We start from the raw sequence: 13,614 nt of genomic DNA, 5'->3' as shown, positions 1-13,614 counted from the left end.
AGCTTATTTAATGTTTTTATCATGCCATAGGTTTCTTCAATCTGAGCATTATCATTCCTTAAACTCAATTTTTCTCCGAGCAGTTTGTTAATTCAAAAGATAGTCGTTTGCGATAAAAATATTTATTATAATCATATTTATTTTTAAAGGCTGATTTGCACCTTATAACTTCTAGTAACGGACTGTTACATTACATGGATAATCTCATTTTCTAAAAGTTATTTTTTTTTGAGGTGGAATGAGTAAAATCAATCTTTTAGTATTAACGATATCGTAAGTACCATCGTCTGATATTTTATATGATTCTTGAGCGGGTATACTTTAGTCAGTTAGATAGCATTTCACCGTTAGCTACATTTAATGAACTTAATTCAGCAGCAATAATTTCACGCATACTTATATCTACCTCTAAATATAACTTACGCTAAATTCACAATTTTTTTCATCAACGCTATGCTTTTTTACTTATTATTAACCTTCACCGTAGATTTTGAGCCCCCTAGAATTAATAGCAAGTGTTACATGGTTTTTTTCATCAATCCAGCATAATAGTGAGTCACGGCTAATTAAAGCTTAATTATACTGCTCCAGTTGGTTCTTTGGTAACTAAACTTGTCCATAAACTTAAATATCTAAGTAAACCTAACTGTTTACAACGTAGATTAATAAGTAAGTTGCCTGATTTACAAAATAAGGTTTTACCGATAATCCATACATTAGCAGTAAGTATTATACGCAACATACTGAAAAAGAGGATGTAATTATATGTATTTGCTTGAAATAACTCGATAAAAAATGATTAAATATTCAAAATTAACGGAAAGACATGACAAAGCAATTGGTACATTTATTGAGTGCAAGTATTACTTTTAAAATATAATCAACTTATTGAATACATGATTTAGAAATAACGGAAAGATGATCAAGTTATATGCATCCGTATAAGTTATTTACTTTTTATTTTTTATCGTTATAAAACAAGTTCTTTTAAAATTTTTTGCAACATTCATTATTTTACTTAGACTCAAATTATGTTGTAAATAATCATCAAAGCCTGAGATCTTGCATATTTTTAATATCAAAATGACGTCAGCCGTAGTTTAGCCTGCTTTTGATCATGTTTCCTATCATATAGTTGTCTATGTTGATAAACAGTTTATTTCAACGTCAATCACATTCAATGCATGTAATTCAGAAGCAATAATTGTATCCGTATTTATATCTACCACTAAGTATAACTTACGTTAGACTCGTTACTTTTCATTCGCTTTCACCGTAGATTCTGAGCTCTGTGGGATCAATGACTAAGTACTGGATGGTTCCTTTATTCTTTGTCTCGAACGTGACATTAACCGTTTTGGCTCGTTTGCTAATGCATGAATAATCAGGGCATAAAACGGTCGTTAAGAACGTTTAAAAAACAGAATTAATGAATCCATGCAGACCTCTCAATGACGTTAAAATACGCATTTAACCACGAAAACCGTCATCATGACTAAGTCGCTACATAAATGAAGTCTCCCATACTTACCCTACTTAGTTTGATTCCAGAGCTAAAAGGCTTCTTTATTAATTCAGAATGTTCATGAACCACGATTAATGAAAACTTTATTTTAACTGCTTCCAGTTAGCCGTGTTGTAGCGTAGCTTGCCCATAGATCTAAATATTTAAATTAACCTAGCTGTTTAGAGCGTAGATTGATCATTTAGTCTCTGAATGTAGGAAACAAAGCCATAAATTTCACTAAACACTAGGAAAATCTTAACTTAACAACTAAATCTCATTTCTGAAATAATAATTTCATCCTATCAACTTGTATGCCTGAGAGTCCTCCATAGACTGCTAATATTCATGCAATTAAAAAATATTTTGATGGTAAAAATAATAATATAATTTAGAACACGAACTAATTTTTTAAAAAAAAACTGTAATAAGGAATGAACGTGAAGAATTTGTTATGATTACCTTTACTATGCATATGTTTTCAATATATTAAACTATATATAATCTGGGTGACATAATGTAACCTCGACAAACTAATTGGTTAGAGTTGTATTTAACACTAATGGCACGTAAAAACTATTGAGAGTTAACTTCATGAAAAAATTATTGACCACTTCAGTTTTGCTACTTGCAGTAATGCCAGTTATTAGCTTTGCAGCAGAGTGTGCCAATGTAACCATTGCTGATATGAATTGGAACTCAGCCACCTTAATTGCGAACATCGACCGTTTTATTCTGGTTAATGGCTACGATTGTAACGCTGAACTCGTTCCCGGTGATACCATGCCTACTGGCATCTCAATGATTGAGAAAGGCAAGCCTGATATTGCACCTGAATTTTGGAGTAACGGCCTAAAAACAGCACTAGATCGAGGTGTTGACGAAGGTCATCTACGTTATGTAGGTAAAGTTTTTTCTGAAGGTGGGATAGAAGGATTTTGGGTTCCTCAGTACCTAGTAGATAAAGACCCAAGCCTTGCAACCATAGAAGGCGTCATTATAAACGCAAAATTTTTTCAACACCCTGAGAATCCTTCAAAAGCAGCATTCTATGGCTGTCCAGCAGGCTGGAGCTGTCAAATTTCTTCAAATAATTTATTTGCAGCATTAAACCTAAAAAATAAAGGTTTTGAGCTAATTGATCCAGGCTCAGGCGCTGGTCTATCCGGCTCAATCGCAAAAGCGTATGAACGTCGTGAAGGTTGGTTCGGATACTACTGGGCGCCTACAGCAGTATTAGGCAAATATAAAATGGTTAAAGTGGATTTCGGCTCAGGTATTGATAAAGAACACTTTAAAACCTGTACCATTGACGCAGAATGCCTTGACCCTAAAGTTACTATGTATCCGCCTGCAGCGGTAGATACAGTGATTACTGAGAGCTTTGCTCAGCGTGCTCCAAAAGTGGTGAATTATCTTGCAAATCGTTCTTTTGACACGGCAGAATTAAACCTTTTACTGGCTTGGATGGAAAAAAATCAAGCTGATGGCGAGATTGCAAGTGAGTACTTTTTAAACAACCACGCGGATGTATGGATGCAGTGGGTATCTCCTGAGATTGCACAAAAAGTAAAAAGCGCACTTTAAGTTTTCATATCAAGAGACAAGCTTATACTCATACGCTTGCCTTCACATTAACATTGTTACAGCATCAATAAATTATTTATATATTTTCTATCACTATAAAAACAGAGGACATTGTACTGTTATGATAGACGACTCTTGGTTAACGGAGTTTCCAGAGATGGAACGCGCAGATCTGCTCGCCATCAGAAAAACCCTCGATAGGGCTTATCGCGAGTTTTCACGAAACTATGGTGAAGCCCTTGAAGTTTTTTTTGACCCTCTTCTTTCTTTTCTTATCTGGTTTGAAAGACTACTTTTAAACACACCATGGTGGATAATGATCATTATGCTTTCAGCTATTTCTTATCTCGTTAGCCGCTCTTGGAAGCTAGCTGGTAGCGTTATCTTTGTATTTTCAGTTATTGGTTATTTCGGTATGTGGGAGGACACTATGCGTACCATGAGTATTATTCTTGTGTGTACCATGGTTGCCATCGGACTTGGTATACCCCTGGGTATTGCGATGGCACGATCAAACCGCGTTCAATCAACAATCATACCATTACTCGATATTATGCAAACAATGCCAGCATTCGTTTATTTAATACCCATCGTTATGCTGCTAGGTATTGGTAAAATTCCTGGTGTCATTGCAGTAGTGACTTATGCTATTCCACCAGTAATAAGACTAACGAATCTCGGTATTCGTTTGGTGAATAAAGAGGTCTTAGAGGCCGCAACAGCGTATGGCGCGAGTTCTTCTCAACGTTTATTTAGTGTTCAACTTCCGTTAGCAATGCCTACCATTATGGCTGGGATAAACCAAACCATCATGATGGCACTTGCTATGGTTGTGATTGCATCAATGATTGGCGTAAAAGGCCTAGGACAGCCTGTATTAAAATCAATCACTAATCAATATTTCACACTTGGACTCATTAACGGTTTAGCTATAGTTGCACTAGCGATTATTTTTGACCGTGTATCACAAAGCTACGCAAAACGTACACAGCAGCATTTGAGCGGAGGTCGTTATGAGTAGTATTGATAACACTGACCCATTAATTAAAGTTAAGGACCTCTATAAAATTTTTGGTAACACACCACGAAAGATACTCCCTTTTGTAAAAAAAGGGAAATCAAAAGCTAATATTTTAGCTACTACTGGTCACACCGTTGGTCTACAACAAATTAACCTAAACGTTCAACGCAGTGAAATATTTGTTATTATGGGACTGTCTGGTTCAGGTAAATCTACACTAATTCGTCACTTTAACCGCCTGATTGAACCCACTGAAGGTCAAATTATTGTTGAAGGCGAAGATATTATGAAATTTAACGCAAAAGGCCTTCAACATTTTCGTCGCTACAAAATGTCAATGGTATTCCAGCGTTTTGGTTTGATGCCACATCGAACTGTATTACAGAACGTGGCTTACGGCTTGCATATTCAAGGTGTCGCTAAAACAGATAGAAATAAGAAAGCCATTGATTGGCTGGAAACAGTAGGTCTTTCCGGGTATGAAAATCAATACCCATCCCAGCTCTCTGGTGGTCAACAACAACGCATAGGTCTTGCTCGTGCACTATGTACTGATGCTGAGATATTGCTAATGGATGAAGCATTTTCTGCACTTGACCCACTGATAAGAAGTGAGATGCAGAATCAATTAATTGACCTTCAAGAGAAACTGCAAAAAACAATCATCTTCATCACACATGATTTGGATGAAGCATTGCAACTTGGTGATCGTATTGCTATTTTACGTGACGGAAAGTTAGTGCAACAGGGTCGTCCTGTGGATATATTAATGAGTCCTGCAAATTATTATGTTGAAGCATTCGTAAAAGATGTTAACCGTGCGCGCGCAATTACGGTTGAGACGGTAATGAAGCCACCTGACTGCCGTGTGAGTGTTGATACAATTGGTGGGGCCATTTCACAAATGCGCAATGCAAAGGCAGCACACGGATATTACATTAATAATGGTATTTACCAAGGCGTACTCCGTCGTCAACATTTAGAATCCTTTGACTCATCGCAATATAGTAATGTAATTGATGGTTCAATACTTGAAACTGTCCCTAGCATTCAAGCTAATGTATTACTTGAAGCAGTGATATCTGATACACTTAAGCACGAGTTACCTTTGCCAGTACTCGATGAAGACGGTAAAATTCAAGGGCAACTTTCACGAGTTAATCTCGCGGAAGTGTTAAGTAACCAATCTAATTCCTCATCCGCTAATGCTAACAATATCTTGTATTCAATGAGTTGTTTTTAAAAAATATTTGCTTTCATGGAGGTCATTATAGCTATCGTTGACGTTAAATATGTTTTAACCAGCATACAGAAACAATATTAACCATGATGGACACCAAGATTATAATTGTCAGACATGTTGTCGAACCTTCCAATTTATATATATACATGAGGTATGCGGAGGAAATAAAAAAATAAATTTTTGAACTTATCGGCTTTATTCTCTAATTCCAGTTCAGATACCAAATTTCAACATGATTCACTATTAAACAATTGCTTCTGTGTTAGGTATATTTAATCTTGTCAGCTTATGTAACATTTTTATCATGCCGTAGGTTTCACTAATCTAAGCTGTGTGATTCCTTAGGCGTAATGTTCTCCCCCCCAATAGTTTTATAACTCGAATCATTGCTGCCTCTGCTAGGTACCATTTTATCGTAACAGGCTTTATTTCCTAAACAAGAGAACTAAGTTCTCAATAAACACTCTAAACAGTAGACCCGCTTAAATATTCAGGTTTATGAATAATCTTCACTACAAAACAACTAACTGAAAGCAGTATAATCAAGCTTTAATCAATTGTGGTTCACTCATATTCTGGATTGATGAAGAAGTTATTCAGCTATAGGATCAAACTAAGTAAGGTAATCATGGGTGACCTTGTTTATTTAGCGACTTAACCATTACGACAGCCCTCATAATTAAATGCGTATTTTAATGTCATTGAGAGGTCTGCAAGTATGCATTAATTCTATTTTTAAATTTATTCAATTGTCATTGCCATGCTCTCACTATTCATGCATTAGCAAACGAACCAAAACAATTAACGTCACGTTTAAGACGAAGAATAAAGGAAGCATACAGCACTTAGCCATTAATTCTATTGGGGGTTAAAGTCTACGGTGAAGGGAAATAGAAAGTAAAAAAGCATGGTATCGATGGAAAACTGAGAGTCTGGTGCAAGTTGCGTTTAGTGGTAGATATAAATACGGATAAAATTATTGCTGCTGAGTTAAGTGCATCAAATGTGACTTAGGGCGAAGTGCTACTTCACTTACTAAAACAAACCCGCCGAAAATCAATGAAATATCAACCGATGGCACTTACGATACTACACAATGTTACGCAACCGTTCGTATTAAACGAGCAGCTCCACTCATACTACCAAGAAAAAAAGTAGCTTTTGGAAAACGAAGGATAGTTACCATAAACGTTCCCTATCAGAGGCGGCAATGTTTTGAGTCACAAAACTACAAGGAGGGACATTGAGCTTAAGAGATCATAATACCCAGATTAGCGAAACTTACGGTCTGATAAAAGTTTTAAATAAGCTGACCAGGTTAGGTATGCTTAAAATAAAAGTTATTTTTTAATCGTGAATCATATTGTTGGGATTTGCTATTTGAATTCGCATTCAGAAAAACAGTCTATTCGTCATTAATCCTAGTTAGCGTATCATCGTACCCTTTATGTCAATGCTCGACAATTTATGTTATGGTTATTAACCACTAGATGCTACTTCATCCAGCACTGCGAGCACAGAGCTATCAAGGTATCCATCATACACTTTGCGACAAACTTTTTTACGTACTGCTAAACTAGAGATTAATCGCTCGATTGAAAGGTGTCCGGAGTTTTGTTGTGCATTATAAAACTCAATTGTACGGCTCAAAGTTTCATACGACATGATCTCACCATTAACACGTAGCCAATCCAATTTATTCATGTAACCCTGACACTCTTCTGTGATAGTTACAGGAGGATGGCCTGTCATTGCCGATAATGCAGTGATACTACGTTTCATTGCTTCAGGTGAAGTGTATTTCGACAAAGTAATGGTTAATTCATCCGCATTGATTTCAACTAAGTATTTACGAAGTTTAACACGACGCCCTAAACGACCGCCACGTTTCTCTTTCTGCTGGATGGGTTCAAATTCACCGTTAATAATTTCAGAAAGTTGATCAAGGTTTTGCTTAGGCATTATCTCATTACGAAGTGGATTAGGTATTGTGGGTGCCAAGGAGCGTTTGCCCTCATTGAACGTTTTTGCACGCGAAAATTTGATTACTTCATCAACGTTGCAACGGATGTCTAAACGATAATCTGGGTGTTTTTTATCATTGTCTAATTGATGGACTATCATATGATAACCCCATAAGTTAACAGTAAAAATATCCTCGCTTTGTGTTTTTTGTTTCGCCAGTTTTCTTAGTTCGCGTATCAGATCGTTTGAAAAACGTCGCCATTCAATGTTTCTGGCGATTTTTTGATTTAGGTCAGTCAAAGTAAGTGAATCTTCTAAGCGACGTGATAAACGACTTCTGAAGAGACTGTAAAGTTGAAAAACCAGAGCATGTTGCCGTAATATTTCTGGTGGAAATAAAAAAAAGTAATCTCGAGTCATTAATTCTTCAAAAAATGATGGTTCCCATACTAAAATGTAGAGATTCGGTTTAATGCGTATTTCTCCGTCATCACCTTCTCTTGGGGCTTCTTCAGACGCCGTAATTGTTCGAGCAATAAAGCGAAAACGATCACTTTTAAACCCTTCAGGCATATTTTTACTTAACCAACGTCCCGTAAGTTCATGTAATTGGAAATCAGTAAATTCAATCCGATTAATACTTTCTCGAATTGAGTCACGGGCAGGACCACTGTCTTTTTTGCCTCGTAATGACAAAATATCCGTAATGTATACTGGTGTTTTATTGCCGACTTTTTGGATTTGAAGCTCATAATTTGGTAAATGATGATCATGATATTGCACTGTTAGTGTGAACAATGCAAATAATGTCATCAAATCATCTACCGTCATAATTGACTTTGAAGAGCGGGTTTCGATGATGGCTTTAGTACCACTAATTGCAACCATTGATTTTTGATAGTTTTTTTTTGTGCGTGGTGGGGCTAATGCTTGGTCAATAATACCAGCCCAACTAGTAGGTGATATCAATATTTGATCTTTTTCATCTGGCATCATAGGTGGTGTACCTAAGCCATGTTCGTTTAATAATTGCTTATTTACATAATTCTGTGCTAATGCTTTTGAACGTTTTTGCTTTGCCATTACTTTAGTTTTTTCAGACTGTAAACTAGCAGACCCTAACATGGATATTAATTGACTCGGATTTACGAATTGGTGCAGCATTGTTTTACCTGCTAACCCTTCTTCAAATCTCACACTTTGTTGGGTAAATAAACCTATTTGAACGGCAGCACGCAAACGTTGCTGAATAGCAGCACGTGTTAGTTGTCCTTCCGTGGCTTCAATTAACTCAGTAGTTGATACTATGCCATCTTTTGATGTAAAACTTCGGAGTAATATTAAGTTTAGCAATTCAATAATACTTTTTGTTACACCCCTAAAATATTCATATTGTGGCAACCAATCGAGTAATTTTCTAGGAATTTCAAAAAGGTGACCATCCTTGTGAGAACGAGGCCATGGAATTAGTATTTTTTTTGATGCATTTGAAACCATTATACCATAGTTCCTTGTTAAGCCTGTGCAGTAACCAGAATTCATATGACCGTAATTAAGCCATCTTTCCAAAAAGAGTAATAGAAAAATTTGATAATGAACAATTTTTTAAGGTTCTATTTTAACCATTTTTTAATAAAAAATGATTATATGATTATATGATTATATGATCTAGCTTTTTATTTAATCTTAACACATTGAATATAAACCTTTAATTGTAAATAGGCGTTGAAAGAATGATCAGGGTATAATGGGACAAATGATCATTATCTTTTGAAAGCATGATCATCATTTAATTAAAAGCATGATCATGGATACCGCACAACTTATCCACAGAAAATTGTATCTTATTGCTGTCCTGCTTCCTTTATTTTTAGATTTATTGCCGATTAAGTTCGAATAAATGATCAAGTACATGCATTTTTGACTGTGTTTCCGTTGAACTAGGCTATGAATGCATAGATTAATGTCCGTAGTTCAGTTCATTTGCACAAATTGATTTTACCAGAGACGTATTTTAGCCGGAGGATAATATGTGTCCGGTAACTGAAACAATGATCAAGTAAATGCTTATGTATTTCAATACTATTTTTTCAGTAGCAATTATTGAATCTATAATATTTTGATTACGGATATTTACGTTGATAAGTCTAGTATTGAAAAGGCATAAACCGTCATTTTGTCTGTGATAAATATTGATCCATGACTATTATGTTAAAGAAAAGCATAAGGTCTTTCCTTGATCATTATTTCGATATTGAGGATTATAAGGACGAGAATAAATGGTGTTTTATTGTCCTCTATTTCTCCTTGATCATGTTTCCTTGTGGTGTTATTCATAATGGAAAGATGATCAAGGAGGAGCTTTTTGGTGAGTGTGTGCAAAATATTAATATTTAATTTTACGTAACCATTATTGCATAATTATGATTATATGTTGTATGAATAACCTCCATTATTTTATCTAGTTGAACATTTCAAGAAATATATTTTTTAGTTTAAAAAATTTATCGGTCATGTATTTAATAAAGTGATTTTAATCCAAAGATAATACTCAGACACAATGAATTTACTAATTACTGTATCGTGCATTTTCATTGATTCTGTGTATCTGATCGTTTTCTTCTTGAGTTGCTTTAAGTGAGTATGCAGAGTTAAATTCTTCTTCTTAATGTGTTGCGTAATAGAGCTTACTAACCATGTATTTATTATAGGGAACAAAACCGATTATTATAAACGTTCCCTAGCAGAGACAGCAATGGTTCGAGTCAAGAAATTACTGAGAGGGACGTTGAGCCTAAGGTATCACCGTAATTCAGATTCATAGAACCTAGGCTATGATGAAAGCGTTAAATAAGCTGACAAGGCTAGATATGCTTAACATAAAAGCAATTGTTTAACGGTGAATAATGTTGAAATCTGCTATCTGAACTCGAGTCAAGAAATAAAGCCGGTCAGTTATCAGAGGTGATATGGTTAAAATTAGTTTTGAAAAATGAGGTATGGTTACTATAAAGGTTCCTCATCAAAGACGGTAAGATTTCGAGTTAAAAAAACTACTCAGCGGAATGTGAAGCCTCAGGGATTACCATGCTCATATTTGTGGAATTTGCACAATCATAAAAAAGTTAAACAAGCTGGCCGAGCTAGGTATGCCTAAAATGAAAGTAATACTTAAATAGTTTATTATGGTGAAATTTTTTATCTGAACTCGAGTTAGGAAACAAAATTATTAATTATAATAGCTACCCATTCGACTATTACTAGTCTTGTCATTCTGAGTCCAGAATTTTTATTCTGGACTATCGGTTAGCAAAGCTTTTATAATTTATGAATGTTACTTAAAAACATTAAAAATCAATCACTATCAATGTTTACAAGTATATTATAAGTTCAATTTAAGGTATACATCATTGGATGTTAGACTGCGGAAATTAGACTGCTTATTAAAATTATGCGTTCGATATTTTCCATATATCAGGCTGAATTAACAGGACTGTTTCACCCACAGAAAACCAAACCTGCCCATCTTCGATGGTCGCTTGAATCACCATGTTGCGGTTAGAGAAGGCTGCTGCTGCCAACAATACCTCATCCATAATATTAATTACCGTCAAGTTTTTAAAAGGATGAAGTTTATTCAGCAGTTGAGATCTCCAAGTAGCGGCTGCATCATCACCATACGTGAACAAAATAACTTGTTTCGCTTGACTACATGCTTTCTTGATGCGCTTGCTATCAGGCAAACCAAGCGTAACCCACAGTTCAATCTCATTGCTGTAATTTTGAATCCAAAGTTCTGGCTTTGATTTATCACAGATGCTTTTTGTAAATTGTAACCGCTCATCTGCGTATAGTGTCCATGCAATAAGTCGCAGCATAAGGTGTTGCTCTGTTTCAGGCGGATGTTTAGCAAGCGTTACAGAATGATTGAGGTAGACCTGACGATTCATATCTGCCACACTAAGTGATGCTTTATACACCGTTGCTTTAAGTACCATGGTATTTCCTAGATTACATACTGTTGTTGAATAAGATTTGTATCAGGTTTTGTTTGGCGCAAAAAGAGGCTTTTTTCCTAATGCGAGTTCAGATAGCAAATCTCCACATGAGTTACTATTAAATAATTGTTTTCATGTTATGCATACTTAGCTCAGATGGTTATTTAGCGCTTTTATCATAGCATAGGTTTCGCTAATATAAGCATCGTGATCCCTCAGGCTTAATGTCTCTCCGAGCAGTCTTTTGACTCGAAGCATTGCCATCCCTAAACAGGAAACGTTTATGGTAATCGGCTTTATTTTCTAGATAAGGAAACTAAATTTTCAATCGACATTTTAAACAGTCAAGCTCACTTACATATTCAGGTCTATGAACAATCTTTGCTACACAATAACTAACTGGAAGAAGTAGAATCAAACTTTAATCAATCGTGGTTCACTCATATTCTGTATTGACGAGAAAACTATTCAGTTATACAATCAAACTAAGCAGAGTAGTCACGGAAGATTTCGTTTATTTAGCGGTTTAGCCATTGATTCTACGAGGATAAAAGTCTCCGATAAAGGAGAATAAAAAATAAAAATGCATGGTACTGATGGGAAACAGCGAGTCTGGCGCAAGTTACATTGAGCGGTAGATATAAATATGCATGCAATCATTACTGCTGAGTTAAGTGCATCAACAGTGACTGGTGGTGAAGTGCTACCTAAGTTACTTAAACAGACCCGTTGAAAAATCAATGAAACATCAACCGATGGTGCATACGATATTGTTCGGTTTAAATGAGCGGTTCCACTCATCTCAGCAAAAAGACAACTTTTTAGGAACGAGATTATCCACGTAACTTAGCGGTCAGTCGCCAGAAATTATACGGTGCAAATTAGCCTTCGGAAAACGAGGATGGTTACCATAAACGTTCTTTATTAGAGACGGCAATGGTTTGAGTCAAAAAACTACTCGGAGGGACATTGAGCCCCAGGGATTATGATGCGAGGTTGGTGAAATCTATGTCATAAAAAAAGTTTCACTAAGCTGATAGTGGGTTAGGTGTGCTTAAAATAAAAGTGAGCATTTAATCATGAATCATGGTGGGATTTGCTATCTGAACTTGAATTAGAGAATAATACCCTTATTCACAACATGTTGATTTCAAGGAAGGAAGTGTACGTTTAAAATCATCAGTACTTTGAAATATAATTTTGAATACTGATAAATGATTCAATAAAACATTAAATAATTTTTTAATTTAGGTGCCCAAGTATACTAAAGTCAGTGAGGGGGGGGTTTGTGCTACCGCGAAAAGTCATTGCTCATTCACTTAGCAGATAAATACTACTTCCGATTATACATTCAATGCATTGAACTTAGTGTAATATTCTCTCCACTTCCCAAGAAATACTGTGTATGTATGTTTAAAGTGAAAGAGTAGGTAAAATGCCTGACAATCCTAGAGTTAGTGTCTACCCTTTGCTAAAAAAATACTTTTTAAATTATTTTTGTATCCTAGCAGTAACGATATTTAGTGTCAATGATTGCTATAATAGCAAAAAATATATTTTATACAAATCATCCCCTCGTGATATAGGACTATAATTTACATATTTAACGAAGCATCAACTTGCACTGGGGTAGGAACTCGAAATAAACGACGACAACGTTCTAGGAACACACCATAAAAAATGCCTAATGCACCGGATAGTACCGCATTACTAACTACAGCAGTTAAGATTTGACTTGGATCTGCGCCAACAATAAATAGGATCACTGCATAGGTTGGGGATTGAAAAGCCATATAAGCAAAAAAATCTGCCATTTTCTTTACGACCTTGGTGGTAGAATGACGCTGCACAAATTTAATCATACCATCACGGAATACACCATATGGCCACGCGATAAAAATATTGACAGGAATTGCCAATAAACGTGACGCTAACGACTGTTCAAATGTCATACGTGATACAAAAACTTCAATTATCATGCCAGTTACAAAACAGAACACTACCATGGCAAACATATCAGCCACAACACAACGAAATTTGCAAGTACCTCTCATCTCTTTCTCACCTTAGTATCACAATACAAAAGCGGTAAATTTTCCATAAAATTGAATGTTATTAGAGCAAAATATTTACCAAATAGCTGCTATTTTTTTAAAAAATAGTGTTTAATTTCAATTTTTAACATAAATATAGAAAAATAAACTTAATAAATGTAGAGATAAAAAAGCATATTTAATATGTGTTTAGTTTGTTTCCTTTTGAGATCATTCACCATGAGCAGCGTGATTTTCAAGAC

Annotated in this window: 8 protein-coding genes and 3 pseudogenes; 5 read left to right on the top strand and 6 right to left on the bottom strand. The window is 35.4% G+C overall.

Translation table 11 applies throughout. The features are described 5' to 3' along the window. Positions 1 to 1,260: 1,260 nt before the first annotated feature. The gene (locus BTN50_RS12450; protein ID WP_096619642.1) at positions 1,261 to 1,374 is read right to left on the bottom strand and encodes a hypothetical protein; all 114 of its coding nucleotides are present in this window, start codon (positions 1,372 to 1,374) and stop codon (positions 1,261 to 1,263) included. Between the two features lie 724 nt (positions 1,375 to 2,098). On the opposite strand from BTN50_RS12450, the gene BTN50_RS07110 reads away from it, so the two are divergent. From BTN50_RS07110 to BTN50_RS07095, 4 genes and pseudogenes are all read left to right on the top strand, one after another. Beyond that, a complete protein-coding gene (locus BTN50_RS07110) occupies positions 2,099 to 3,091 on the top strand; it encodes an ABC transporter substrate-binding protein (RefSeq protein ID WP_096619612.1) in 993 nt (330 codons plus the stop codon). Between the two features lie 121 nt (positions 3,092 to 3,212). Beyond that, positions 3,213 to 4,112 carry an ABC transporter permease gene (locus BTN50_RS07105; protein ID WP_096619611.1) on the top strand — a complete coding sequence of 300 codons (900 nt, stop codon included), beginning with the start codon at positions 3,213 to 3,215 and terminating at the stop codon, positions 4,110 to 4,112. After that, positions 4,105 to 5,355 carry a quaternary amine ABC transporter ATP-binding protein gene (locus BTN50_RS07100; protein WP_096619610.1) on the top strand — a complete coding sequence of 417 codons (1,251 nt, stop codon included), beginning with the start codon at positions 4,105 to 4,107 and terminating at the stop codon, positions 5,353 to 5,355. Before BTN50_RS07105 ends, BTN50_RS07100 begins: the two co-directional genes overlap by 8 nt. Positions 5,356 to 5,907: 552 nt before the next feature. After that, positions 5,908 to 6,706 (top strand): annotated as a pseudogene (locus tag BTN50_RS07095) (IS5 family transposase). Positions 6,707 to 6,834: 128 nt separating this feature from the next. On the opposite strand, the gene BTN50_RS07090 reads toward BTN50_RS07095, so the two are convergent. The 4 genes and pseudogenes from BTN50_RS07090 to BTN50_RS11445 all read right to left on the bottom strand — a co-directional run. Continuing rightward, the gene (locus BTN50_RS07090; RefSeq protein WP_096619609.1) at positions 6,835 to 8,817 is read right to left on the bottom strand and encodes a replication initiator protein RctB domain-containing protein; all 1,983 of its coding nucleotides are present in this window, start codon (positions 8,815 to 8,817) and stop codon (positions 6,835 to 6,837) included. A gap of 1,014 nt (positions 8,818 to 9,831) precedes the next feature. Continuing rightward, entirely contained in the window at positions 9,832 to 10,038 is a 207-nt protein-coding gene (locus BTN50_RS12445) for an IS1 family transposase (protein ID WP_096619607.1), read from the bottom strand. Positions 10,039 to 10,769: 731 nt separating this feature from the next. Beyond that, positions 10,770 to 11,318 carry a YaeQ family protein gene (locus BTN50_RS07075; RefSeq protein WP_096619606.1) on the bottom strand — a complete coding sequence of 183 codons (549 nt, stop codon included), beginning with the start codon at positions 11,316 to 11,318 and terminating at the stop codon, positions 10,770 to 10,772. A gap of 147 nt (positions 11,319 to 11,465) precedes the next feature. Beyond that, positions 11,466 to 11,607, bottom strand: a pseudogene (locus BTN50_RS11445) (IS5/IS1182 family transposase); the annotation flags it as partial. A 135-nt stretch (positions 11,608 to 11,742) separates the two neighbouring features. On the opposite strand from BTN50_RS11445, the pseudogene BTN50_RS11440 reads away from it, so the two are divergent. Next, positions 11,743 to 12,355: pseudogene (locus BTN50_RS11440) on the top strand (transposase). A gap of 558 nt (positions 12,356 to 12,913) precedes the next feature. Here BTN50_RS11440 and BTN50_RS07070 read toward each other — a convergent pair. Beyond that, the gene (locus tag BTN50_RS07070; protein WP_096619605.1) at positions 12,914 to 13,372 is read right to left on the bottom strand and encodes an L-alanine exporter AlaE; all 459 of its coding nucleotides are present in this window, start codon (positions 13,370 to 13,372) and stop codon (positions 12,914 to 12,916) included. Positions 13,373 to 13,614 lie beyond the last annotated feature (242 nt).

Origin of the sequence: Candidatus Enterovibrio altilux, assembly GCF_002381345.1 — a bacterium.
In the GTDB taxonomy this organism is placed as follows: Bacteria; Pseudomonadota; Gammaproteobacteria; order Enterobacterales; family Vibrionaceae; genus Enterovibrio; species Enterovibrio altilux.
Note: the sequence above shows the minus strand (reverse complement) of the source record. Positions and strands in the feature narration are given on the sequence as shown.